The sequence below is a fragment of the Methylovulum miyakonense HT12 genome (genome assembly GCF_000384075.1).
Lineage (GTDB): Bacteria > Pseudomonadota > Gammaproteobacteria > Methylococcales > Methylomonadaceae > Methylovulum > Methylovulum miyakonense.
The window spans coordinates 988715-1012296 of sequence record NZ_KB913025.1 but is presented as its reverse complement, the minus strand read 5'-3'; the positions used below and the strand labels follow the sequence as shown (position 1 = coordinate 1012296).

Annotated in this window: 25 protein-coding genes; 1 reads left to right on the top strand and 24 read right to left on the bottom strand. The window is 46.1% G+C overall.

The genetic code is table 11. The features are described 5' to 3' along the window. Positions 1 to 410 precede the first annotated feature (410 nt). From METMI_RS0105335 to rpe, 8 genes are all read right to left on the bottom strand, one after another. A complete protein-coding gene (locus METMI_RS0105335; RefSeq protein ID WP_019865226.1) occupies positions 411 to 1067 on the bottom strand; it encodes an HAD family hydrolase in 657 nt (218 codons plus the stop codon). Continuing rightward, positions 1067 to 1798, bottom strand: coding sequence for a 3-deoxy-manno-octulosonate cytidylyltransferase (locus tag METMI_RS0105330; RefSeq protein WP_019865225.1), 732 nt, complete (start codon positions 1796 to 1798; stop codon positions 1067 to 1069). Before METMI_RS0105330 ends, METMI_RS0105335 begins: the two co-directional genes overlap by 1 nt. Positions 1799 to 1806: 8 nt before the next feature. After that, positions 1807 to 3423: an aldolase catalytic domain-containing protein gene (locus tag METMI_RS0105325; RefSeq protein ID WP_019865224.1), complete on the bottom strand. Its 1617-nt coding sequence runs from the start codon at positions 3421 to 3423 to the stop codon at positions 1807 to 1809. A gap of 126 nt (positions 3424 to 3549) precedes the next feature. Further along, the gene (locus METMI_RS0105315) at positions 3550 to 4248 is read right to left on the bottom strand and encodes a hypothetical protein (protein WP_019865222.1); all 699 of its coding nucleotides are present in this window, start codon (positions 4246 to 4248) and stop codon (positions 3550 to 3552) included. Further along, positions 4249 to 5316, bottom strand: coding sequence for a GSCFA domain-containing protein (locus METMI_RS0105310; RefSeq protein WP_019865221.1), 1068 nt, complete (start codon positions 5314 to 5316; stop codon positions 4249 to 4251). Position 5317: 1 nt separating this feature from the next. Further along, positions 5318 to 7192, bottom strand: a complete 1875-nt coding sequence (locus METMI_RS0105305; protein WP_156829774.1) for a hypothetical protein — start codon at positions 7190 to 7192, stop codon at positions 5318 to 5320. A 27-nt stretch (positions 7193 to 7219) separates the two neighbouring features. Beyond that, positions 7220 to 11356, bottom strand: a complete 4137-nt coding sequence (locus tag METMI_RS25310; RefSeq protein ID WP_019865219.1) for a glycosyltransferase — start codon at positions 11354 to 11356, stop codon at positions 7220 to 7222. A gap of 144 nt (positions 11357 to 11500) precedes the next feature. Next, a complete protein-coding gene (gene rpe, locus METMI_RS0105295; protein ID WP_019865218.1) occupies positions 11501 to 12172 on the bottom strand; it encodes a ribulose-phosphate 3-epimerase in 672 nt (223 codons plus the stop codon). Between the two features lie 246 nt (positions 12173 to 12418). On the opposite strand from rpe, the gene METMI_RS0105290 reads away from it, so the two are divergent. Continuing rightward, positions 12419 to 13288 carry a fumarylacetoacetate hydrolase family protein gene (locus METMI_RS0105290; RefSeq protein WP_019865217.1) on the top strand — a complete coding sequence of 290 codons (870 nt, stop codon included), beginning with the start codon at positions 12419 to 12421 and terminating at the stop codon, positions 13286 to 13288. Here the strand turns inward: METMI_RS0105290 and METMI_RS0105285 are convergent. The 16 genes from METMI_RS0105285 to METMI_RS0105205 all read right to left on the bottom strand — a co-directional run bounded on the left by METMI_RS0105285 (position 13285) and on the right by METMI_RS0105205 (position 23582). After that, positions 13285 to 14904 carry an ATP-binding protein gene (locus METMI_RS0105285; protein ID WP_019865216.1) on the bottom strand — a complete coding sequence of 540 codons (1620 nt, stop codon included), beginning with the start codon at positions 14902 to 14904 and terminating at the stop codon, positions 13285 to 13287. The genes METMI_RS0105290 and METMI_RS0105285 overlap by 4 nt on opposite strands. Then, positions 14901 to 15569: a response regulator gene (locus METMI_RS0105280; protein ID WP_019865215.1), complete on the bottom strand. Its 669-nt coding sequence runs from the start codon at positions 15567 to 15569 to the stop codon at positions 14901 to 14903. The genes METMI_RS0105285 and METMI_RS0105280 overlap by 4 nt, the downstream gene beginning before the upstream one ends. 59 nt (positions 15570 to 15628) lie before the next feature. After that, a complete protein-coding gene (locus METMI_RS0105275) occupies positions 15629 to 15871 on the bottom strand; it encodes a hypothetical protein (protein ID WP_019865213.1) in 243 nt (80 codons plus the stop codon). 477 nt (positions 15872 to 16348) lie between these two features. Then, complete coding sequence (locus tag METMI_RS0105270) at positions 16349 to 16603, bottom strand: pyocin activator PrtN family protein (RefSeq protein WP_156829773.1); 255 nt, start codon at positions 16601 to 16603, stop codon at positions 16349 to 16351. 10 nt (positions 16604 to 16613) lie between these two features. Then, positions 16614 to 16814 (bottom strand): hypothetical protein, encoded by a 201-nt coding sequence (locus tag METMI_RS0105265; protein WP_019865211.1) that lies wholly within the window; start codon positions 16812 to 16814, stop codon positions 16614 to 16616. Positions 16815 to 16864: 50 nt separating this feature from the next. Then, complete coding sequence (locus METMI_RS28275) at positions 16865 to 17368, bottom strand: dihydrofolate reductase (RefSeq protein ID WP_198007886.1); 504 nt, start codon at positions 17366 to 17368, stop codon at positions 16865 to 16867. A gap of 86 nt (positions 17369 to 17454) precedes the next feature. Next, on the bottom strand, positions 17455 to 17907 hold the full coding sequence (locus METMI_RS0105255; protein WP_156829772.1) for a hypothetical protein: 453 nt from the start codon (positions 17905 to 17907) through the stop codon (positions 17455 to 17457). Continuing rightward, on the bottom strand, positions 17904 to 18683 hold the full coding sequence (locus METMI_RS0105250) for a thymidylate synthase (protein ID WP_019865208.1): 780 nt from the start codon (positions 18681 to 18683) through the stop codon (positions 17904 to 17906). The genes METMI_RS0105255 and METMI_RS0105250 overlap by 4 nt, the downstream gene beginning before the upstream one ends. After that, positions 18680 to 19021 (bottom strand): HNH endonuclease signature motif containing protein, encoded by a 342-nt coding sequence (locus METMI_RS23195; protein WP_019865207.1) that lies wholly within the window; start codon positions 19019 to 19021, stop codon positions 18680 to 18682. The genes METMI_RS0105250 and METMI_RS23195 overlap by 4 nt, the downstream gene beginning before the upstream one ends. After that, positions 19018 to 19278, bottom strand: coding sequence for a hypothetical protein (locus METMI_RS0105240; RefSeq protein ID WP_019865205.1), 261 nt, complete (start codon positions 19276 to 19278; stop codon positions 19018 to 19020). The genes METMI_RS23195 and METMI_RS0105240 overlap by 4 nt, the downstream gene beginning before the upstream one ends. Positions 19279 to 19545: 267 nt before the next feature. Then, entirely contained in the window at positions 19546 to 19740 is a 195-nt protein-coding gene (locus METMI_RS0105230; RefSeq protein WP_019865203.1) for a hypothetical protein, read from the bottom strand. Next, the gene (locus tag METMI_RS25300) at positions 19730 to 20365 is read right to left on the bottom strand and encodes a hypothetical protein (protein ID WP_019865202.1); all 636 of its coding nucleotides are present in this window, start codon (positions 20363 to 20365) and stop codon (positions 19730 to 19732) included. Before METMI_RS25300 ends, METMI_RS0105230 begins: the two co-directional genes overlap by 11 nt. Continuing rightward, positions 20352 to 20861 (bottom strand): dCTP deaminase domain-containing protein, encoded by a 510-nt coding sequence (locus METMI_RS0105220; RefSeq protein WP_019865201.1) that lies wholly within the window; start codon positions 20859 to 20861, stop codon positions 20352 to 20354. Before METMI_RS0105220 ends, METMI_RS25300 begins: the two co-directional genes overlap by 14 nt. Next, positions 20858 to 22165, bottom strand: coding sequence for a dATP/dGTP diphosphohydrolase domain-containing protein (locus tag METMI_RS25295; protein WP_019865200.1), 1308 nt, complete (start codon positions 22163 to 22165; stop codon positions 20858 to 20860). Before METMI_RS25295 ends, METMI_RS0105220 begins: the two co-directional genes overlap by 4 nt. A 368-nt stretch (positions 22166 to 22533) precedes the next feature. Beyond that, positions 22534 to 23376, bottom strand: a complete 843-nt coding sequence (locus METMI_RS23175; protein ID WP_156829771.1) for a nucleoside triphosphate pyrophosphohydrolase family protein — start codon at positions 23374 to 23376, stop codon at positions 22534 to 22536. Positions 23377 to 23399: 23 nt separating this feature from the next. Then, positions 23400 to 23582: a hypothetical protein gene (locus tag METMI_RS0105205; protein ID WP_019865198.1), complete on the bottom strand. Its 183-nt coding sequence runs from the start codon at positions 23580 to 23582 to the stop codon at positions 23400 to 23402.

The following is a 23582-nucleotide window of genomic DNA, read 5'->3' as shown; positions in this document are numbered from 1 at the left end:
GGCAGTTACATTGTGCCGACGAATTCATTTGTGCACATGGCGACAGGATCCGGAGTGGCATGGCAGCCACAACCACTTGTCCTGGTTATCAATGCGAGGCTTGCAGCAGGCGCTCTGGAACCTCGGCGGGATCTTTTTAGGCAGGCCCCTAATCGAGACATTTTGCTTGTTAGTCCGTAATATGAAAAACGACTGGTTTCTAGTGGCTTTTTAGCTTGGGGGTTATCATTTATTTCAATATTTAAGGTTAAAACCACCGGCTTTAGCCGGTTAGCTTTAGCATCAAGGTTCAAAAAAACAACTCGACAGCGCGGGACACAATGTGGGTGGACTTTAGTCCTCTGTGTCCCGCGCTAACCCACCTACTTTCAGTAGGTGGTTGTTAAGTTTGGGTTTTTTATGAATGCCATTTATGACAGGTAGAGAATATTTTTTAGAATTGTGACATCCAAGTTATAAAAATATCCTTTCCAATCTTGGACTTCAGTCCATTGGCTAATAAAAAGAAAATCCAGCCCCGCCCTTGTTGATGACTCATAATCATAGCGGCTATCGCCAACAAAAACCGCTGGGCTCTGGATGTTTCCACCGCTAAGTTCACGGGCGAGTATTTCATCCTTATTATCTGGTGCGCCATAGATTCCGCCGTCAAAAAGCTGGCTAAGATTCCTTTCCATAAACACCTGCCGCAATTCACCCTGGTCGCCGCCTGAGACGACCAGCCAGCGGGCATCAGGTGTTGCCGCACGTAGTTCTGTTAAGCCTTCGGTCACCGGACAGGACAATAAACCGTCTCTGACAAGCCTTGCATATTCCGCAAGCAGATTATCCGTTTCCCCTTCGCTAGGGTCTCGTCGCAGGATGTCACTAAAAAAATATTCAAATTTCCGGTATCTGGAAATTCCACCATGCTGGCGATGATATTCTACAAAAACATCAGCGGCATCTTTTCCATACGGGAGGGTTGTTTCGTAAAAAGCGTCGGTTTTGATGCGGTTGGAATCAAGGATGACGCCATCGCAATCAAAAACAATAGTCTTATATGCTTTGATATTTTTGATCGCCATCACAAACCTAAGCTTTTAATCACTGCTTCAGCTTTAATGACATCTTCAGGATGATCAACCGAAACAGAGTTTTCTGACATCAATATCATTTTCACATCCCAACCGAGTTCGAGAAATCGTAAGATCTCAATGTCTTCGATCTGTTCCAATGGGGTTTTTTTATGCTGCGCGGTAAAAGCAAGCAAGGCCGCCTTGGGGAAAGCATAGGCACACACTTGCCTATGGGCGATATCAAAACCATGGGCTTTATTCGTGGGGATGGGGGCTCGTGACATGTAAAGCAAGCGCCCATCCGGCCTTAGTACGACTTTGGGTGTGTTGGGGCTCCTAAATTGTGCTTCATCTTTAATCCGGCAATAACCATTAATCACTGAGTCCGGATTTTTGCCGGCTTCAGCTATGAGTGATTTTATATCGTCCGGGTTAAATACAGGTTCATCGCCTTGGACATTGATATAAGTGTCCGCTTCCACTAATTTTACGGTTTCAGCGACCCTGTCTGTTCCGGTTAAGCAAGTCGAGGATGTCATCAAGACATTAATGCCATATTGTTCGCAAACTGATTTGATGGTGTCATCGTCGGTTGCGACAAAAACAGCCTCGGCAGGCACCGCTTTCAAACACTGTCTGTAGGTCCGTACGATCATGGGTATGCCGCATAAATTTACGAGCGGCTTGCCAGGCAATCTATTGGACTGGTGCCGGGCTGGGATGATGATGGCATATTTCATGTGATGCCCTATAAAGCATAAATGGAGGTTGATGGGATTTTATAGCGGGTGGGGGTGACTGCCAAAATAGGCGAGGCACCCTTAGCGCTTTGATAGTTGGCAAGCAGTTCTTCCATTTCGGTTGTTCTGGGGTCATCCGCACTAAAACCGTCAAAGCCAGCCATCAGGACTCGCGCGGCTTTGCCGCTAGTTGCTATGGCCAAGGCATAGGCAACCACCAACGAGGTTGGGGCAATGGCGTAAGTATCATGAAATTCAAATCTTGCGGGTTCTACGGAAAGGCCAAAATCAAATTGGTTGACCCCTTCCATTGAAGCTTTGATCACCTCTGGCAATCTGGAGCTAGGCACCACTAAGGGTTGTTTTAAATTGGGGTACTGGTCACAGTCGGCCAGTAGCCTGAATGGATGGCAGGCTGCACGCACATCAATTAGATTTTCATCAATCGTTTTTTGGGTGTTCAGACCGATGACAAAGGGACTGGCTTTAACGATGTATTGCTCTATGGCGCGACGATGATTGCCAACACTAGGCCCTGCCGCGACAATCAATACTTCCCGGCCATTGATAATCTTTTCTGGGGCCCAAGAGCCTGTTTGTTCACCGCCATAAACTTGGCGGCCCGCTTCCATGATTTCAGTGCTAAACTTTTTTCCGCCGACGGCCTTGAGATGGTCAATCACCGATAAGATTTCAGCTTCGCCAAAACGCGAATCGCTGAGCATTTTCTGGATATAAGTGGGATGGATGCCGTATTTGCCAGCCAAGTAATAGTATGGGTTTGCCCCCCATCCATAGTGGTCTTGCATAGGCTTGAAATGCTTGCGGATCAATTCAAGTAAGGGCGACAAATTAATATGTTTTGCTCGTAGGTTGGCCAATTCAATCAGGACATATTCCGTTTGCACATTACCCGGCCCTCGCCCCATGCCTGTGACTGTGGAATCAACCCACGTCACGCCTTCGTTAATGGCGCTCAAGGTGTTGGCCATCGCCCGCCCCATATTGTCATGGGTGTGTATCCCCATGGCTCCCTGCCAATGCCGCTTGAGTATTTTAACAATTGCCGCAGCCTGATGGGGTTCCAAGCTGCCCATGCTGTCGGCGAAATAGAGCGCGTCAAGGTCATAATGGCTTGCAACTTTACCAATATGTTCTATCTCCGTTTCACTGCGGTCAGCCACTTGCATTAAATTGATTCCCACTAGGTAGCCTTGTTGCTTCAACCAAGCGCACATCGGCAATGTGGCTTCGAATTCGTGGACATGGCACGCAAACCGGATCAACGTGACAGGGGATTCTTTTGCTGGAACAAACTGTAATTTGATGGCCGCTAAAGGGCCATCAGGATGGTTAATCAATTCGGATGCGTTCATCATCACGCCAATTTTTATGTTAGGCGGGATAGTTAAGCTGTTAATAAAATCGTCTGTGGTGTATGCGCATGCACCACGAAAACCATTTTTATCAAACGAACGGAAACCTAATTCAACAAAATCTACGCCTGCCGCTTCCATGGCATCAAGATAAGCATGGATTAACTCTTGCGAAAAATCCCACTGATTGTAATAACCGCCATCACGTAAGGTGCAATCAATGTTTATTAATTTAAAATCCAGTTTCATATGTGTATTTATGTTGATTTGCCTACGGAAGGCTTAGTGAAAACGGATGCATCGTGTCAACTCCCATATGTTATTTACCAACAGAACCCAAGCACGGAAGCTTTGTTGGGCAATTTTTGATAGGGACTAATTTGCCATTACTTTTCTTAAAATGCTGTCCAATATCAATCTCCCGCCCTGTTCATTCATGTGATATCTATCATGTCCTGCAACTTGGCTAGCGGATCGGCCATCTATCCCAACCGAACCACTATAATAAATATCCTTTGGTACAAAGGTGTTATCAAATAACTCTTCAGGGAAGGCGTGATAGATATTATCACCCAATATTTTCTCAAGCGTGTTTAAGGCTTTAAAATACTGCTCATTATTCAAGTACAATTTAGTCTGCTGCAATATATTATGCGACATAAGGTATACAGGAGCCTGCGTGATTTTTATTAATTTGTTATAGATTTTAAGGGTGCATGACGAGCTTATGTCGTCAGTAACAGTACAGCCTATTACTTGCTTAGAGTATGCCGATCGTGTCAATTCACGTTCCAATTGGATGACGCCATGTGGGGATAGCATGTCCCCATAAATAAAATAAGCATCGTATGAGTTTATATTGTCGTATTCTTTTCTATTAGAAAATTTCACATTAACAACTGCGTTGTCGACAATATCAAGGAGAGGAAAATCTCGCCCGGCTGCTGTATAAAAATGAATTTTAAAATCAGGATATTCGCTTTTATGATTTTCATAAGCCTTGTATACCGCGCCGACATAGCTATTTCCTATAATGCAAACCGATTTGGCGGGGTTGGTTGTTATTTCTTGCATTTATTTGCCTCCACCAAATGCATTGAGAAGCTCTTCTTCACATACAACATCAGCGTCTGATTTCTTTTCGTTTATCTCTGCTATATTGGGGCTTAGACTTTTTGTCGGAAGTCCACCATATTTTTGGGCCAAACAAGTAAAAAACTGATCCATGACGAAGTCTACCCCATAGTGGTTTACACTTCTTTGATTAGGCTCAAAAAATATACCTTTAGATGTAGGGCTGTTTATCAATTCATAGGATGGAAAATAATCCACATTATCCAAAGATTTTGCAGCCTGACCAGCGACAGCACGTAAAATGGATTTAGATTCCATTGTCGCCACTACGACATGGTTTCCCGAACAGGTCGCGGTCAAAGGTACAGGCGATACCGTCAATATAAACTTTATATTATTATTAAGCTCAAGCATAAGCTTAATTGAAGCATGCAGGCCATTGATTATAGAAATATAATCTTGATTTTCGTAGATATGCTCCGCCGCATTAAAAGCCCCGGCTGCCGTTCCTGGACACATAGGATATTCATATCCGGCTTTGTTTTTCCAGCTTTCGGTTAAACCCAATGTGAACACAAAATAATCGGCCGTTTCTATACATTTCTTAAATGCCCCGATTGCAACATCCCGTGATAACTTCATTTCCTCTGCTGACGAGAAACCGTTGGGCTCAATAACAGGCCTAAAAGGGTCATAAAACCTACCGTCTTGCTCCCATACTTCTTCAGGGCAACCTGTCTTACCCAAGGCCCATTGGGTCCACTGATGTAGCAAAGATGTAGTGTAGATATTGCCGGTTCTGGATGAAAAAACATCATAATTAAACCGTGTGGCATTAGCCTTGGAAAGTGCAGCAGGTGCATTCTCTGTACTTATCCAAGAGAACCCGCGGTCATTTAAGGCCCTGCCAATGTGTTGCGCGAAGCAAGAGCCAAATGTCACTACTTTCTGGTCTGGCTCTATCCTAAATTTAGGGTTCCATATCCCCTCTATGTCAAACATGCTTTTCTGGGCAACGGCCAGTTTCCAGAAAGCTGAACTTGGTAAATTCTCATATGGGTTAGTCATGTTACAGATTTCCTTCGGTGGCGATTGGCTTGGTTTTGTCTTCAATAGTTGACTCAAACACACTACAAACATATTTTGAAAAAGCGTCTTCATCAATAGAATAACTAATGAAATCGAGCCTGTTATTATCTGGGTCAGGAATATCGGTAATCAATTCGTCAGGAACGGTAAATGTTTTGTAATGTATATGAATATCGCGAACAATGGCCATCATCGCTTTACTTAAATGCGCCACTCCCGGCAAATGGGTAAATCGGGCTGGATACATTGAGCCAGTTGAATAATTGGCGATATAAAAATCTGCTGCATTGGCTAATATTAATTTTTCTTGGCTATTTAGGCCTACAGTGCTTACAGCCGTTATTTTGGGCGGTAGCATTGCTTTAATTGCTTCCACTAACTCATGGTCTTTGGAAAAATCTTGTGCGTCCGCACTGGCTTTAAAAATATTACTCGTCATGCCATCAAATATGATTGCCATGTTAGGGTGCATGGCATATATAGATTGCAATGCCTTGATGAGAGCTTCATTTTGGTTTATCCAAGAACGTTTTTGGGCACTAATTCCAATCCATAAAATCGGATAGCAACCTTCAAGGCTATTCGTGACAGAGGTCATTTCATCAGGACTGCTTGCTATGGCGTGGCAGGTAATTTGCCTGTCCATTTCGGTTACCTGGAGGGCGCCCTGCTGTTTATATGATGCCCCGGCAACAATAAAGAATTGGTCTGTTTCAGCTTGTAAATTGATAAACTCAATATGGGTATATTTTTTATTTGTTGCTTCAAGATTAAATAATTTTTCTACGGGATAATAACACTCCCCTTTAATGGAGAAGAAAGCGTTTACTCCTTTTAGGGCATCACATTTATTGGCGGCATAAAGTGACGGGATACAATCATAGAAAAAATGATATGGGCTCATGCCATTCAATATCAGTCCACCCAAGATTGTATTAGCAGATTTTTTCAATTTCTTTAGCAGTGCTTTGGGATTTCTTAAGCCGTGGCTAATGAGCGCGATTAAGTGCCTTTGTTCATAATGTGAATTATTAAAACGCAAAAGTAACGATTTTTCAGGGAAATACACAAAATCCAATGTATGAAGGTATTGGCCGATATAAAAATGTGTATTACCGTATCTAAATATCAAAAAGTTCGCGTCGACTATAAATACCGTACTTACTAAAACTGCAAAATCCGATGAAAATGGCGAAGGGATTCCAATGCCTGATTCAGCTGAATGGCTTAATAACAGTCGCGATAAAAAATCCGCAGAGTCAATATATTTTATAAATTTGTTAAACCAATCTTTTTCGGTCGCCCCTAATGATGCGGGTATTCTGGAGGGGTTAATTACGTTAGTATTTGTAGCCTCGATATCAACTACTTTTTTCATAACCTCAGGGCCAAGCAACTCTAATTTATTTAATTTACTATTTGAAACTTGACCTTTACTCAAAAATTGGCGTAACACAGAAAAAACATCAAAGTCAATTTCAGCAGTTGAAATAGTTTGCCAAAGCACTTCCTTATTATCAATTTGAACATAGACCGATATTGTATCGGATAACGGAAAATCGGCTTTAAATCCAAAAAAATCGGAATCCCCTGTTAATGGAGCAACATCTTTTCTTCTGTTAACAACGTCTGGTCTAGGCACATTTGGCGTTACTATCACCTCAATACCAGTAGCAGATACTATTTTTAACGTATATCTCCTATTTTCATTTTTTGGATTAATCCAACCAGAAAAACATAATATTGATGACCCTAAAACCAATCCTGGCGCAGGCGCATCAAGTACCCCTTCAAACAGCTCCCCAATGCCCGAAGGGGTTGTGTTCCTAGAAACTAATCTTAATCGATTCCCCATAAAAATTTATAACCACTGATCTTGAGTTTAATGAAACCTATAGCCCATTGTTTCGTCTTCTATAGTCAACCATGGCGAATAAAATGGATCATTATCCAAGCTTTTGCCCCACCGCTGCCTCATAAATAAAATTTCCTTTTCAAAACGCTCTTGCTTCTTGGGTGTGTCTTCATAACCCCTTGATTTTGATTCGTAGTGATACAGTTCAACAAAGGGTAAAAAGACATTGTACAGACCTTGCCGCCGAACTTTAAGGCAGAAATCGACATCGTTAAAAGCAACTTGCAAATGTTCTTCAAATCCTCCGGCAGCATTAAATTTTTCGCGGCTAATCATCAAACAAGCCGCAGTGACTACCGAATAATTGGTGACGAATTCCAAATTACTAAAATAGCCAGGAGCGTCGCGTTTAGCATGTTTCATTGCATGTCCGGCAATTCCAGAAATTCCAGTTACAACCCCCGCATGTTGTATCGTATCATCTGAATAATAAAGCTTTGTTCCAACGGCACCCACTTCTGGCAATTGTGCGTAACCTAGCAGGCCCTCTAACCAATCTTCGGTGATGATTTCAGTATCATTATTTAAAAAAACCAAATAATCACCCTCTGTTTTTTGGACAGCCAAGTTATTGATGGCTGCAAAGTTAAATGGGCTTTCATCACGTGAAACTTGAAAACGTAATGGCTCTTGTTTTTTCCAATGATCAACTAACACGAAAAAGCTATTTTCGTCAGAGTTGTTGTCAATAACGGTGACCTTAAAATTTTGATACGTTGATTTTTCAAAAATTGATTGCAAACACGTTTGCAAGAAATCAGAACCGTTACGGCTAGGGATAATTATATCGACTAAAGGTGAATCGATGACCGAAGGTTTAACCCAAAAAGCAGTTCTCTGTTTGCCCACAAAGTCGACAGTCGCTTCTAGGCCTCGGCGTGCCAAAGTGTCTGTTACGGCCATATAACCGGCGTCAGAGCAATAATCTTTAGCGCCTTCCCCACTTGCAGTTGATTCCGCATGGTTGCGCCAATGATAAAGCACTTTGGGAATATGATGGATATGCTTAGTTTTTTCACTGCACCGCAACATTAAATCATAATCTTGGGAGCCTTCAAAACCGACCCTGAATCCCCCGACACTATCCATCAACGATTTGCGGTAAACCGTCAAATGACATGTGTACATACGTGACCATAAGGAATGCGGCGACCAATCAGGCTTGTAATAGGGTATGGAAAACACGCCCCATTCATCAACCTTATCTTCATCGCTATAAATGATATCCAAATCAGAATTATGATTTATGGCCACTACCATTTCATAAAGGGCGTCTGGCGTTAGCAAGTCATCGTGATCAAGCAATGCAATATATTCACCTTGCGCCAGTGCTAGACAATCGTTAGTTGTGTTGCAAATATGGCCATTTTTCTCGCGGACACTATAAGCAATACGCTCATCTTTTGCGGCATATTGTTTCAACATCTGATGGATTTCTTGCTTATATCGTTTTGACGCATCATCCACTAAACATAACTGCCAATTATCGTATGTCTGGGCAATGACGGACTCAATCATCTTTTCAAAAAACAGAGGTTTTACTTGATAAACGGGCACTAATATACTCACTAGGGGGCGATAGGCCAATTGTTTTGCCAAAACTTGTTGTCCTAAAAAATAAGCTACCTCTGCTTTTTCCCCTTTCATATGGGCCAAACTACCGTTTATCCCCAAACGTGAATGCCAGTTAAATGGTTCTAAATGCAATTGTTGATGCCTTACAAATTCATTGTAACGTTGCCATGCATGGATTTGACGTTTTTCATTGACACCATGTCTGATGTAATGCAGGAAAGGGTCCAATTTATTTTGTACGGCACGCAAAATGTCTTGATTATGATTCAAGTAGAAGTTGCGATCAAAAAATGGATTGGGAGAAAACCCTTTCAAACAAAAATCTGCGCCTATGTTTTCAATTTGCGTCAAGTAATAGGTTAAAGGGTCTTCATCCCAAAGCAGGCCTTGGGTTTCACGGACATAATGGTTATCAAAAAATCTGTTTGGCCGGATACCTGGCTCATGGAAGTGGGACAGATAATGTAATAGGGGGTTGTCTATTTGGTTGTCTTCCAAGTACTCTTCTCGATACCACTGGCAATCAAAATAAGCCGATGGATCAGGGGCTTTTTTTGAATAACCATTTGAGTGTCTGAAAAAATGCACTAAAGGATGCTTTTCTTTTGGGCTTAATTTCTGCGCGTTGATATATCCAATCGTATCAAATAAAACATGGGGGGAAACGTAAGGGCTTTCAGGATGTGCAAAAAACTCACTCAGGGTATAAGGCTCTGAAATTTTCCCCCAATTTTGCTTATATTTTAGACGTGCGACGTTCAGTAGGGGAAATTGCCTGTCAAAATCAACCGCCTTTCTCCAGAAAGTTAACTTTCTAAGTTTGCTCAATTGATCTTTAAAAGTCTTGACTTTTAGTTTTATATCCTCTAACAAGCTGATTTCTAATATTTTCTTTAACTGTGCGGCTATCCACAAAGATTCTACAGCAATCCAATCAGGTAAGGGATCCAGCAATTTTAATCTGTCTAATGTCCCAAGCAGCTCTAATGGGATTGTCCAATCTTTAGCTGCCTCAGCGTTTTCAAGCCAATGGGGCAGTATTGAAATTAGTGAGCTTTTTTGTGTTGTATTTTTAAACAGTTCAACAAGCATATCCTGGTCAATCAAGTCAATCAGTCGGTATAGTTGTTCTGGCTGTTCTTTTAGCAGGACATCAAATAGCGATAATACAAGTTCGGAATATGTTTCAAATAAATTCTGTTCGTTACCGATTTTTAGTAAATGGCTTAATATTTTCTCATCGGGATCGGCGGTAAACCCTTGCAAATAAGCAGTATATGCTTTTTCGTATTCATAAAGATGTTCAAGGGCTTCCCCTAGGCGGTAGTGGCTTTCACAATCGAGTTTCTGTAATTTTGCAAGCTCATAGTAGGCATCACTGGCTTCTTTCCAGCGGCTGAGATTGTGCGCAATATCTCCTAGAGACTGCCAAATAAAAGGGTTTTCCGGTGTTTGCTGTGCTAGCTCCCTAGTTAACTGCAGATCTTTTATTGTTGGCTTACCAATTTTCCAACTCAGGGTATTGTCATTTAGTCCGCTAGGAATCGCAGATTGGAAGTTATCGTTTTTTCTAAGTTCAATTTCGGGGGTTTTAACGTGGATGGGGATACCTCTTTGTAGCCCATCGAGTTTTTTGCTTAAGCTATCAATCCGTGATAACAATTCTTCTTTATTGTCAATAATGTCGACGGCTTTTCTGAAATAAGTTATCGCCTCTTGTAAATCCCCAATACTTTCTAGCGCGTTGCCTAACCCAATGTAAACCCAGCTGTCCGGTGTGGCCTCATTTTCAATAATTTTATGGAATAAGCTAATTGCCGCTTGATGGTTTCCCTTTCTTTGCGCGAGGTCACCTAGGCGGCCTAATGCGGCGCAATTGGACTTATCAATGTCAAGGATTGCCCGATATGTCATTTCGGCTATATCCGACATTTGCTGTTCGTTAAACAAATCGGCCGCCCGAAACAGGGAAACGCTACTGACTTCTTGGGAAAGCAAATATGTCCGCAGTAATGATTCTGCTTCAACCAATTGGGTCTTATTGAGCAATTCCTTTATATTTTCTACTTGTTGTTCACCTATGCTTTCTACAGCCTTTTCGAGCCCAATGTAAACCCACTTTTCCGGTGTGGCCTCGTTTTCGATAATTTGTTGGAATAAGCCAATGGCGGCCTGATAGTCCCCCTTTTCTTGTGCCAGATCACCCAAGCGGCCTAAAGCGGCAGTGTTGTTTTTTTCAATTTCAAGGATTGCCCGATACGTTGTCTCAGCTAAATCTTGCACCTGGTGTTCCATAAAAAGCTCGCCCGTCTGAAAAAGGCTGACGACTGTAACGTCCGGTGAAGATAAAAACGATTCTAATAGTTTTTGTGCTTCTATTTCTTTGTTGGTTTTGATCAATTCTTTTAGGGCATCTAAGTCGGTCGGTTTAACTTCATCTTGCTCAATAATTACTTTGTCTTCTACTTGGTTTTGCATAGGGGCTTCGTTAATTGAAGTAACGCTTTGGTCTGTACTATTGCTATTCATCGCTTATCCAACGTTAATTTTTAAAGGACAATTGTCAAAATGAAAATGGGGGATGTGATTTATTTCCCCCTCGTCCACAAGCAGAAGCAGGGAGAGGGGGAAAGAAGGGGGGGTATAAAACGGATTGTTCTAACTCTTGTCGCTTTATCCTGCCAACGCGAGTTCCGCTCTCATGTCAGCGATGACTTTCTTATAATCTGGCTGGCCAAATATCGCTGAACCGGCCACAAAAGTGTCCGCTCCGGCCGCTTTAATGGCGCGTATATTGTCGGTTTTAACACCGCCGTCAATTTCCAAACGGATATTCAAGCCGCTGTCGTCAATAATTTTTCTGACCTGGCGTAATTTGTCCAACGCGGAAGGGATGAAAGATTGCCCGCCAAAGCCTGGGTTAACCGACATCAGCAGGATCATATCCAATTTGTCCATGACATATTCAAGATAATGCAACGGCGTGCCAGGGTTAAATACCAAGCCGGATTTGCAGCCGTTGTCGCGGATCAATTGCAGGGTGCGGTCAATATGTACCGAAGCCTCAGGATGGAAGGTGATGATGCTGGCGCCTGCTTTGGCGAAATCAGGGATGATGCGGTCTACGGGTTCAATCATCAAATGCACGTCTATCGGCGCGGTCACCCCGTGTTTTCTTAAGGCTTCACATACTAATGGCCCAATTGTCAAATTGGGGACAAAGTGATTGTCCATAACATCGAAATGCACAACATCGGCACCGGCTGCCAATACGTTATCGACTTCTTCACCCAGTTTGGCGAAGTTAGCGGATAGGATGGAAGGGGCAATCCAGTTTGGGTTCATTGTTTATTCCTCGTCATTAAAAGCCAGCTTATCAATTGTTTTGCGGGCTATTCTTGGTTATAGTCTATGGTAGTTTTTGACCCGCATCCATCCGCATTTGACCCGCAGATTATTGCCTGCAAGCCGCGAAGGGAGCGGCACTCTCCGCTAACAAAGAGTTTTACGAACGATAGCATTGCTCGCACAATACCGTCAATGTTAATAATTCCCTTGTCCCGCCAGGCTTAAAACCAATCAGGATTTTTGATGAAATTGATCACTTTTTCGCACCAAAATAAAACCCGTATCGGCGCAGTTGTTGATGGCTATATCGTTGATAGTTCTGGCTGTAAAAGTATTCCTGCACAAATGATTGATTTTCTGGCGGCGGGTAATGGTGCGTTGGCGGCTATGCGGGAACTGATGGCCAGCGGATCTGGGGTGCGCATCCCCTTATCTGATGTTTCAATAGCAGCCCCCGTGCCAAGGCCAGGCAAGTATTTGGCAATCAGCCTCAATTATGCCGACCACATCGCCGAAACCGGCCGGGAACGCCCTGAGTATCCCAGCTTTTTTACTAAACAAAGCACTTGCGTGATTGGGCATGGCACCGCCATCCAGCGCCCGAAAGTATCGGATAAGCTCGATTATGAAGGGGAGTTGGCTTTTGTTATTGGGCGGCGTTGCCGCCATGTGCCGATGGACAAAGCCCGCGAGGTCATTGCCGGATTCACCATTGCCAACGACGTGTCGGTGCGCGACTGGCAAATGCATGCGCCGACCATGATGGTCGGCAAGTCCTTCGACACTTGCGGCCCATTAGGCCCGTGGCTGGTGACCGCCGATGAGTTGCCTGACCCGCATAACTTGGCCATCAAAACGTGGGTGGACGATGAGTTACGCCAAAATGCCAACACCTCACAAATGCTATTTAACTGCTACGAGATGGTTGCTTATTTGTCACAAGCGATGACTTTAGAGCCCGGTGACGTGATTTCCACCGGCACACCCGCCGGTGTCGGGGTTAAAATGAAGCCGCGTGGTTACTTAAGGCCAGGGCAAACCGTGCGCATTGAAATTGAAGGTATTGGTATCCTGTCGAATCCTGTGATTGCCGAACCTGAAGCGGTTTTTTAATCTTGTGCTTTTAGCTTGTCGCTTAAGTTATTAAAAAAACTAAGTTTTTTCTGCCAAGGCTGCTCCTGTCCATTGGTGGGCAATGGGAAGCTTATGGTCACCTTCAATCCGCCAAGTTGGGAAACGCCCAAAATCAAATCGGCGTTATGGATGGCGGCAATCCGTTCCACGATGGAGAAACCTAAGCCTGTGCCTGGTGCGGTATGCGCTGTCTCGGTGCAGCGATGGAAGCGTTGTAGGGATTTTTCGTATTGGTCAGGTGAAATGCCGGGGCCGGAGTCTTCCACCGACAATTGCAGTTTGTTGTCTTTGCCAACCAGGCTAATCAGCACCGAACCTTTAGCGGGCGTGTATTTGATGGCGTTGTCCAGGATATTGCGGATCAGGATCGCCATCAATTGCGGGTTAACCAATACCGGCACCGGATTGGTTTCGACAAACTCCATGGAGATGCGTTTTTTATAAGCTTCGGGTTCCAGTTCTGCGACGATTTGCACCACTTCGCGCCCTAGCTGGATCGCTTCCTGGGTCAAAAACTCCGAGCTGGATTCAATCCGCGAGAAGGTCAGCAATTGCTGCACCATGTAGGTCATGCGGTTGACCGCCTGCTCGATGCGCTTTAATGCCTGCTTGCGCACCTCGTCGTCATTGGTGCGCAACGCCACTTGCGCCTGGGTCAACAGCCCCGCCAGCGGTGTCCGCAATTCATGCGCGGCATCCGAGGTGAACCGGCGCTCATGTTCGAACGCCTGCTCAAGTTGGGCGAACAGGTTATTGATTTCGTTAACCACGGGCACGATTTCATTCGGTAACTTGCGTGTTGACAAGGGTTTTAGATAGCTCGCCTCACGTTTGGATAATGACCGCTCCAACCTGTCCAGCGGCTTTAGGCAATGCCCGACAATAATCCAGATCACCAAACCCAAAAACGGCAAGCCCAATAACAATTGCAGTGCGGTATGGGATGAAATTTCATCGGTCAGTTCGGCGCGTATCTCTTCTTTTTGCCCGACATGCACCACGTACTGGCCTGTCGAATCAGAAATGCTGAACACATGCCACAAATGCCCGTCAATATTGGCATTACTGAAGCCTTCATCCGCTTTCGAAAAGACAAATTTCGGTGCGCTTTCTGAACGCAACAGCAAGCCATCTTTTTTCGACCATAACTGGAAGGCAATTTTCCGCTCGTAATCACGCCCCAAGGCATTGGCTTGCAGCACATCGTCAAAGACATACCATAACTGGCTGTCGATATGGTTTTTATCGAAACCATGCACGGCGACATTCGGTGTGTCGTCAGGTTTGGCGAAAAAATCATTGTCGCCCGACCACAATTGGAAGCTGTTCTTGCGTTTGAACTTATGTTTCAAGGCATAATCATGCAGGTTTTTGTCGAGATGCTCCTGGCTCCCAAAAGCCGATAACGATCCTTCGCGCAGCAAACTTTCGACAAACGCGTGCAGGACTTTGGCTGATTGCGACAATTCCGCATCGAACAAATTGGCGACTTCATCGCGGGTTTGTTTGTAACTGACGTAAGCGGCAATGCCCCAAATCAGCATCGCCGCCGACAGCAAACTGACCAGCAACAATTGGCGTAAGGAGTAGTTCATTGCCCGTCGTCGCTATCAATAATGTAACCCACCCCGCGCACCGTGCGGATCAAACCGGAATCCAGCTTTTTGCGCAAATGGTGGATGTGCACCTCCACCGTATTGCTTTCGATGTCGGAGTTCCAGGAATACAGGCTTTCCTCCAAGCGGGCGCGGGAAATCACCTTGCCGATATTGCCCATCAAAAAATTCAGGATTTCAAATTCCTTTTGCGACAGCTCGACTTTCTCGCCGTTGTACGTCACCTGATGTGCCGCCGGATCCAACACCACACCTTTATATTCAATCGTCGGCACACTGCGCCCTTCATTGCGCCGGGCCAAAGCCCTAAGGCGTGCACACACCTCATCCAAATCAAACGGCTTGATGACAAAATCATCCGCGCCGCTGTCCAGCCCCAGCACACGGTCAGGCACGGTGTCCTTGGCGGTCAGCACCATCACCGGGGTTTCGTCCTTACGGCTACGCAAATTGCGCAAAATGGTTAAGCCGTCCATGTCCGGCAAATTCAAGTCCAGCACGATCAGTTCATAACTGTTCAGCTTCAGGGCTTCATCAGCCAGTTTGCCATTGGTCAGCCAATCCACCGCATAGCCTTCCATTGTCAAACCGGCGACCAGGCCGTCACCGAGGATTTCATCGTCTTCTACTAGCAAAAGTCGCATAGGGTCATTTTTGTCATGATTTAGGGTAGGGTAAGTGGGCTAACAATAGCAGGCACACGCTAAGTTAACGTATCTTCTCCAATGGGGGCGGCCTCGGGTGCGGTATCCAAACCCGCCAAAAATTTATCACGCCGCCCCCCACGGGCTGCTTGCATCAAGTCATTTTCGGCCATCAATGCCGATGTTTTATGCGGCATGCGGGTCAACCGAATGCCCTTATTGGCGGCTGGTGCATGTATGCCGTTAATAGGAAGGGAGACCGCAATGTTTATTTTGGTGCTGATGAGGATATTGTAAGGCATTGTAAAAATTCTATATCAAGAGAGTGTCGGGGTTGTAAAAACATGTCATTCGGTACCGCTGGATTCCGGCAATCCATGCTGGCTTTCGGCAAACCATTGCCTAACTAACCATGGGCCTGGATTGAAGTGCAGCCTCTGGATGTTTTTGTGTTTTTGGCTGGGTCACAGCCAATTCATGGCTTAATGTAGTGACAATAAAATAATCCTGCAATTTTCTTGTTCACTACATTTCACTCGCCGGTTGTGCAAGTAAAGCCTAGATAGCTTAGGATATGCGCTGATTGAACTGAAGCCTACAAAACCCAATGCCCCAAAACGACCCAACAAATCCCCTGCCCAGCCAAACAAAATCCCCCCGGACCTTCTGCATTGCGCCAATGCTGGATTGGACTGACTAAAAGGACATGTACAAACAAATCAATATATTAGATGCCGATGAGTTTTGGAAGGTGCAGATACGGTGCGGAGGGTGTCAATTTATGAAGTTACGGCTTTAAACTCCTTGGTTGCTTTGTCCCTGGCCTGGTCAATATATTGGGCTAGGTCCGTAATGGAAACCATCCATTCCGACTTATTGCTGCCCAACCTGAAGACCGGGAAAGGGTAACCCTGGCGCAGGCACTCTTGTTTGGCTTTCCTCTCGTCATGGTTGAAATATTTCTTTGCAACCACCGCTACAGGCACTACGGCGGTTTCATACTCTGCCATCAATGCGAAGAATGTGTTAGCCACGGTCGCCCCCTCAATGCAGGCCAAGGTTATCTGACGGCTTACGGAACCTGTCCTTAAACGCCAGCAACCCTTGATCCGCCCACGCCGTCGCCACGCCTACGCACTGGCATCCAGGGTGTGTGGATACGGAGTTGAACATCCCCAACCAAATTTCTTCGTCAATCAGCGGCTGGTCAAAGAACTGCGCCGCTACGTCTTCAATATCGTCCATCTCTGTCTCCGGTAAATACCCGCCAGGTGCTGCCGGCGGGGATATGTGAATTATCTGTTAGCCCTTTCCCAAACGGAAAAGGCGCAATCACCCCACCAGTCCCGCGCTACCACCATAAAACATGTCTTGAAATCCCTAGGCATCCTGTATTTTGTAGTGGCACCCCCTCTAGGTATCTCCTTACTTACTTCAGTTAAGTACACCTTGGTCACATACGGCCACCAAGCGTCATATATTTGTGCTCCCCCGATAATAAATATTTCTTTACCTGGAGCGAAAGTTTCGGCATACATAAACACACTATGAATGTCCATACACTGTATAGACAACGGCTGCAATATCTTTGCCGTGAACGGTTCAAGACACTCTTTGGACAGCACAATGTTTAGCCGATTTTTTAATGGCTTTGATGGGAGAGATTCCCAAGTGGCTCTCCCCATCACAACGACAGCCCCGTCCGTAATATACCGGAATCGTCTCAGGTCTTCCGGGATGTGCCAAGGCAGTTTCCCGTCTACACCGATGACATGGTTTTGGCCGATGGCCACGATCATTGACACCGCTACCGGTTTGGGGATAGGTAGCTGTGGGCACAGTGCCTGACCAATGCGGGCGAATTTGTTTGGGTTTATGGGCACTCTCATAAATTACCATCCCCCATCTTATGATCAGTTGCCTCATCAGGCCACACATTTGCCCCAACAAATTCGGTGACCTCTGTCCAGCCTGTTAGGGGATGGTCTATACCATACCGTAATCCAGATGGGCACGGGTCATGTATTTCAAATGTTTGATCCGCTTTGGCTTTGGCAACGATACGGTGTATGCCACCTCTGGTGTTTAGAGACGGCACAGTTAACAGATATGTTCGGCCAAGGATGAGTTGGTTGGTAAGGCTGGAAACCTGAACGATATTATTTTCCCAACCTAACTGCGCCAACACCCTTAATTCATCCACCCCTGACATCCCTATATCCGGGTTGATTCCCAAACCTGCCGCTGTGGATAATATTTCTTCAAGGGTACAGCAAAGGATTGTGGCAATACACGCCGCCACGCAGTGCTTTGAATTTTCACCTTGATAAACCATCATACCGCCACCTCCGCCTTAATGGCGTCATAAGGGATGTACCCGGAAATGACGAAGTCCTCAGGCTTGTAGTCGTCTATTGAGTCGGCCTTGTTCAAGACCAGTTTTGGTAATGGCTGAGGGTCACGGGTTAGCTGCAGTTTAGCCTGTTCGATGTGGTTCAAATACAGATGGGTATCTCCTCCAGTCCAAATAAACTCCCCAACGTCTAGGTCACATTGTTGGGCAATCATGTGGGTAAGGAGAGCGTAGCTGGCAATATTAAACGGAACCCCTAAAAACGTGTCCGCCGAACGTTGGTAGAGTTGGCAGGATAACTTGCCGTTGTGGACGTAAAATTGGAATAGGCAATGACACCAATGTAGCTTTACCTTATGGGCATCCGATGGATTCCATGCAGTGACAACAAGGCGACGGGAGTCTTTGTTGCGTTTGATTTCGGCAATCGTGTCGGCAATTTGGTCAATACATCCGTCCCAGTTACGCCACTGTTCACTGTAGATTGGTCCCAAATCCCCATTTTCGTCAGCCCACTCATCCCAAATTCGGACACCGTTGTCATTCAAGTACTTGATATTGGTGTCGCCTTTAAGGAACCACAGCAACTCGTGAATCACCGACTTCATGTGGATCCGCTTCGTCGTCACTAAGGGAAAACCCTTCGACAAATCAAACCGCATCTGATGACCGAACTTAGAAAGCGTTCCAGTGCCAGTACGGTCGCCTTTTTGGTTGCCGCTATCTAGCAACTCTTGCAATAGATCTAAATATTGTTTCATTGGTCGCCTCCGTTGTGGCCTTTACAATTGAATACCTGACGGGTTGGGGTGGAGTTCGTGGCATTGCAGTACAGTTTCCTGCCTTCAGGGGTCAACTCCCCAACTGCCCCACGACCATGGTCTTTCGCCTTCCCTTCGGCAATAGTTTGGTATTGCATGTTGATTGGCGCATCGACCCCGCCTTGCTCCAAAGGGCAGATATGGTCAACCACGTAGCCTTTGCGGCCATAGGGGTAACCTTGCTGGACATCGAAGTGGTGCTTTTGCGTGGCACTGCGGCAACTCGCGTCAGATACTACAGGCAATAATAACAAAGTGGTTATAATGATCCGTTTCATTGCTGTGCCCCTACCCCAGCTGCTGCTACCAGCAAGCACGCTTTATCTTCCCCTGGTGAGGACATCGAGGCGCACTTGGCTTCCAGCGGAGATTTTCCGGCTTGGATGGCTTTAGCAATCAAAGCCTGTTGGCCATTTGTGGAATTTACACTGCTGTAGCAGAACATTCCTGCTATACCTAGGATTACTGAGCAGATAGCGGAAGCTACAGTGATGGTGGTTACAGCTTCTTCGTTTAGTTCTATACGTTCATTCATTAATGTCTCCGGTCTTTATCAAAATAAACCCTCCAACCGTGCTGGGTTGGAGGGTGGTTACACTCTTAAGGGTCTTGCAAGGTGTTTAAAGTGTTTTGAAATATGGAAGGTATCACCGACGGAGTCGGTACTATCGCTAAAGCTTCTCTGAAGTGTTTGTAATTCATCACAGCTGTGGCGCACTCCGCCCCTGTTGTGGCCTGCTCGATACGTCGCAGTAAGCTAATCTCGATTGTTTGTCTTAATTCTTCCATCTCAATTCTCCAATTAAAGGTATTTGGCTTGCATCATATGCCAGCGGGCTTTGTCGTACAGGGTCTGGCCATCCCACAACCGGAAAGGAACTTCACCTCTCAGGATGGACCTGGCCCGGCACCGGTGCTCGCGGCGGCGCTTGCGTTTGTCTTTGCTGTATTCCAGGTTGGCGGCGGCTTTTTCGGAAAGGACGCGTTTATTTGCCATTGGACACCTCCAAAGCCACCCCGGCACCTGCTTTCGAGTTTTGTTTTTCCCGGAAAAACTTAGGGTCTTTTGCCAGGATACGGTTTAATTCATGACGCTCACACTCATCTATCGACAAACGAAGCCGCTCCCCCAATGCCATTAAAGACACCGCCACCCCGCCAATCTCTTGGGCGGTGTCGCCAATAGGCCGGCCATAAACGTAGTTGAGGATGTTTATCACATGGTTCTGGCTCAGCCCCACTGCCTGCGCCAACTCCAACGCCTCTTCAGTGAACCTCGCTGCCCTCTCTGTAAGAGAGGTGGCCGTTAATTCCCCAAAAGTGTCTATAGCCCAACCCAGTACGACTTTTTGCCGTTCGTCCCTGGACAGGTTGTCACAGGTTTTACTTACATCTGCACAAGCTGCATAATCCAACACTGGCTTTTCAAACGCCATTTTAAGTTTATGTATCTCATCTTGTAGGTCGTCCACCGAACCCTGTACTAGCTGTACGGGATTTTCAGTAATTCCGGTAACACCCCCACCAGCATCGTAGTAAACTTCATGGATACCAAACCAAGGATACTCCCCTTTGTGTTCAATAACCCGGCAGTTCCAGTAGCTTCCTTTATTTTCCGTCATCACACACCTCCGAAATGTCGTAAAACTCCACTTGCCCGATCACATCTCCTGTACAGATATGGAGGTCGTGGTGGGAGAGCGAGTTGTTGATTTCCAGACGGAATGGTTGCACATCATTATCAGTACCGTAATTCCACCCCGGCTTCATAATTAAGGAAGCGGTCTGCCCTAAGCCCGATTTTGCGGCGAATGACCGCAAGTTAAGGACACCTTTGATGTTTTGAGGGATGCAGAAATCTTCAAGAGAATTTACTACTATAAACTCTCCGGCTTTAAGAAAGAATCCTTGTGGGCCAATGGTAGCTTTATCGTATAGGTTTTCCCACGGTTCTTCCCCTAAGCGGTGTATGCGCTGGGTACGGTGGGGCTCCTGCTCCCTATATATATATATTGTCAGGCCGACTCGGATATCCAACTCTGAGTATCCAGGAGTGAGCGGATCACTGACAAATTTGCTTACGAATTCCGCTAACCTTACACCAGTTAGTTGCTTCATTCTGCGCCTCCTTTACCATAGTTAAGGACGTTATCCCGTAAATCTATTTCCGGTAGTGTGGGTTTAGGGATGCCACGGTCGTCGAATTCAGACCGTGTCCGAGTCAGTTCGGACAGGAACAGCGCATTACAAAGGATGTGGTCCACGTGGGGCAGACCGCTGTCCGCGTCGTTGTCATCGCCATTCATGAAGTCCTTCAAGTGGCGGCACAAGCTGTCCACCAATTCCGTGTAAGGGAACCCTTTTTTCCAGTTGTCACGCGCATATTTGTTGGCGCCGAACTCCAGGACACGGGATACCCCTTCCAGGGCGTGAGGTGCAGAGAATATAAAGCTGAGAGGGGCTTTCCCTGCGTTGTGGCGCAGAGCTTGGGTAGGTGTTTCTGTTTCTGTTTCTTGAATGATCTGGTTTAGTTCACTCCACTTAGCCCAACAGCTGGTGATATGTTCGTAAGTTCCCTGATCTCTGAACACCACTCCCACAATGGTGTTAGAAGGCTGAGGACTTGGTACTACTTTTACAACTCTCCCCACTGCAATGTTTTCATTAAGAGTTAGAGAAAACAAACCCCTATCTGAACAAGCTTCTACATACTGCCCCAACAACTCATCTGTGTTAGGAGGTTCTGAGGTTAGGTTCCCGTAAACAACCGGCCCCGTAAATTCGGCGGTTGTTGAGCCTTTAACCAACCTCAGCGTCACTCTCCGCCCATGTACTCCGGCACGGCTGACCTTACTTGCATGAGTTCCGACTATATACGCGTCCGCCAAGTTTGGGTTGGAACAGAGGCTGTACTCATCAAGGCCATTAATAAATAAGCCTTTCGACTTTGTCTTAGACACCATTCGGCCATTGAGATTTTTCGGGAGTGCTGCTATAGATATCAATACCGCATCAATCACCGAACCTTTCGCTTTCGGTAGGGATTTTCCCGTAAATTTTGGGGAATATACACTAGCCGCTATACCTTCTTCATATGATGGCAGGGTGTGGTTATTGGCAGCTCTCATGGCTTCAGCTGTCCCAAGCATCACAGATTGGTGGAGTGCTTCCATAACTGAAGGATATGGCTCAGCAGATAACCAGCTAACAATAGCTTTGCTGTGCCCACTGGCCGCTTCGATAGAGTCGCTGCGGTCTGGGATAATTTCCCTGACAACGGCGTGGGGATTTTCGTGGGATCCACAAACCCGGCAAAAGCCTGCATGTTCGAATCGGACAAATTTACCTACCAAATCCTTATCTGTCCTTTCAATGGTTACAGTAATACGGTTATCAGCTGGGAGCTTAAATTCAGTTTTCATATTGTCTCCGGTAATAAAGGCCGGAAGCCGTGCTGGGCTTCCGGTTTAGGTTAGTTAATCACATGAGCAGGAGGGGCTCGAATCACAGCTGCTTGAACTGGAACTTGAGTCGCAGCTAGAGTAGTCAGAAGTGTAGGAGCTGTCGGAGGAGCCCACCCACGATGGGGCAGACGTGGTGACGCTGTTGTGTTGGTTGGGGGAGCTACTTTGTAGCGACCGCAGTCCGTACTCCCGCATCCGTTTAGCCCGCACTTCTTCATATACCTTCTCAGTCTTCCGGTCCCGAATCACCACGAACGCGATAATGGCGGCAGCAAAGGCGACTCCCGAAAATAAGATCAGGAACAAAATATTTTCAATTTCCATGTTCATCTCCCTAACGGGTCTTCGGTGACAAAGTTCGCACAATCTTCCGGCTGCATCTCCCCATCCGCACAAGATTCGCCATCATGGACAAAGCAACCTTCCTTGGTGCAGTGTCCAGCCACCTTCGCCAACGCACCTTCCGTCACTTCTCCAAGGATGTCATCCTCAGCCGACATGGTGTCGAAGTCAGACCCAATGTGAGGGTTGACATCCACACGGGCCAGGGCCGCCACCGCATTGAACTTATCCCCGTACCGCGCCTTCAGCTTGGCGATGTTCTTTTCGTGGATTTCTTCCTGGGTAATGCCGACCAGCCGTAACAGGATGGCCTCGTACCAGCGGTGGTCGCCTAATTCTTTCACAAGGGATTCGCGGTTCGCGCCGTCCATGTTGTTACTAAAGCAGTCCACCATTTCGGCGGTTTCTCCGACCATACCTAAAACAGCGTGCAAGGTTTGGGCTTGCTCGTCGGACAGGTGTCTGCACATCGCGCTGTCGGCTGGCTCATCACCATAGAAAATGGTTTTCTTCAATGCTTCCAGTTGCAGAGCCGTGTCCCGGAAGTCCATCAGCAAGTTTTCAATCTTGTTGACCAGGTTGTGCGGGATACGGATGCCGTCAGGGGTTGGTTTGGCGGTGACGGCGGCCAGGGTGAGGTAGTCGGCATTGGACATGCCAGCCGACTGGCGAAGACGGTTAATAGCCTCACTGACAATAGGAACCTGAACAAGCCGAACGTCGTGATGCTCAACTGCCCAGCGTTCCAACATGTAGGATAGGTCTGAGTTTGGTATTTCGCGTAACTCCACAGGCTGGTCGCAAGTGGTTAATGTAGTTAAATCCATATTTTGTCTCCGGTTAATTTATTTCAATCATCACCAGCGATGCTGCGCAGGCGACTCAATTGCTTTTCCGACAGGACCGTCCTGTCACCGTACTGCTTGTAGCGGACTTTAATCCCCGCCACGAACTCCATTTCCCAATTGCTGGATGCTTGCCTTTCGGCGTCATCCAACAACTCTTCCAGTTTCTTATCTTCTGCAGAAGCCAT

What these genes read in the sequence shown, in the direction of transcription:
- METMI_RS0105335 (WP_019865226.1), bottom strand. Translation starts at nt 1,067, where the DNA reads ATGGCGATCAAAAATATCAAAGCATATAAGACTATTGTTTTTGATTGC.
- METMI_RS0105330 (WP_019865225.1), bottom strand. Translation starts at nt 1,798, where the DNA reads ATGAAATATGCCATCATCATCCCAGCCCGGCACCAGTCCAATAGATTG.
- METMI_RS0105325 (WP_019865224.1), bottom strand. Translation starts at nt 3,423, where the DNA reads ATGAAACTGGATTTTAAATTAATAAACATTGATTGCACCTTACGTGAT.
- METMI_RS0105315 (WP_019865222.1), bottom strand. Translation starts at nt 4,248, where the DNA reads ATGCAAGAAATAACAACCAACCCCGCCAAATCGGTTTGCATTATAGGA.
- METMI_RS0105310 (WP_019865221.1), bottom strand. Translation starts at nt 5,316, where the DNA reads ATGACTAACCCATATGAGAATTTACCAAGTTCAGCTTTCTGGAAACTG.
- METMI_RS0105305 (WP_156829774.1), bottom strand. Translation starts at nt 7,192, where the DNA reads ATGGGGAATCGATTAAGATTAGTTTCTAGGAACACAACCCCTTCGGGC.
- METMI_RS25310 (WP_019865219.1), bottom strand. Translation starts at nt 11,356, where the DNA reads ATGAATAGCAATAGTACAGACCAAAGCGTTACTTCAATTAACGAAGCC.
- rpe (WP_019865218.1), bottom strand. Translation starts at nt 12,172, where the DNA reads ATGAACCCAAACTGGATTGCCCCTTCCATCCTATCCGCTAACTTCGCC.
- METMI_RS0105290 (WP_019865217.1), top strand. Translation starts at nt 12,419, where the DNA reads ATGAAATTGATCACTTTTTCGCACCAAAATAAAACCCGTATCGGCGCA.
- METMI_RS0105285 (WP_019865216.1), bottom strand. Translation starts at nt 14,904, where the DNA reads ATGAACTACTCCTTACGCCAATTGTTGCTGGTCAGTTTGCTGTCGGCG.
- METMI_RS0105280 (WP_019865215.1), bottom strand. Translation starts at nt 15,569, where the DNA reads ATGCGACTTTTGCTAGTAGAAGACGATGAAATCCTCGGTGACGGCCTG.
- METMI_RS0105275 (WP_019865213.1), bottom strand. Translation starts at nt 15,871, where the DNA reads ATGCCTTACAATATCCTCATCAGCACCAAAATAAACATTGCGGTCTCC.
- METMI_RS0105265 (WP_019865211.1), bottom strand. Translation starts at nt 16,814, where the DNA reads ATGGACGATATTGAAGACGTAGCGGCGCAGTTCTTTGACCAGCCGCTG.
- METMI_RS28275 (WP_198007886.1), bottom strand. Translation starts at nt 17,368, where the DNA reads ATGATCGTGGCCATCGGCCAAAACCATGTCATCGGTGTAGACGGGAAA.
- METMI_RS0105255 (WP_156829772.1), bottom strand. Translation starts at nt 17,907, where the DNA reads ATGATGGTTTATCAAGGTGAAAATTCAAAGCACTGCGTGGCGGCGTGT.
- METMI_RS0105250 (WP_019865208.1), bottom strand. Translation starts at nt 18,683, where the DNA reads ATGAAACAATATTTAGATCTATTGCAAGAGTTGCTAGATAGCGGCAAC.
- METMI_RS23195 (WP_019865207.1), bottom strand. Translation starts at nt 19,021, where the DNA reads ATGAAACGGATCATTATAACCACTTTGTTATTATTGCCTGTAGTATCT.
- METMI_RS0105240 (WP_019865205.1), bottom strand. Translation starts at nt 19,278, where the DNA reads ATGAATGAACGTATAGAACTAAACGAAGAAGCTGTAACCACCATCACT.
- METMI_RS0105230 (WP_019865203.1), bottom strand. Translation starts at nt 19,740, where the DNA reads ATGGCAAATAAACGCGTCCTTTCCGAAAAAGCCGCCGCCAACCTGGAA.
- METMI_RS25300 (WP_019865202.1), bottom strand. Translation starts at nt 20,365, where the DNA reads ATGACGGAAAATAAAGGAAGCTACTGGAACTGCCGGGTTATTGAACAC.
- METMI_RS0105220 (WP_019865201.1), bottom strand. Translation starts at nt 20,861, where the DNA reads ATGAAGCAACTAACTGGTGTAAGGTTAGCGGAATTCGTAAGCAAATTT.
- METMI_RS25295 (WP_019865200.1), bottom strand. Translation starts at nt 22,165, where the DNA reads ATGAAAACTGAATTTAAGCTCCCAGCTGATAACCGTATTACTGTAACC.
- METMI_RS23175 (WP_156829771.1), bottom strand. Translation starts at nt 23,376, where the DNA reads ATGGATTTAACTACATTAACCACTTGCGACCAGCCTGTGGAGTTACGC.
- METMI_RS0105205 (WP_019865198.1), bottom strand. Translation starts at nt 23,582, where the DNA reads ATGGCTTCTGCAGAAGATAAGAAACTGGAAGAGTTGTTGGATGACGCC.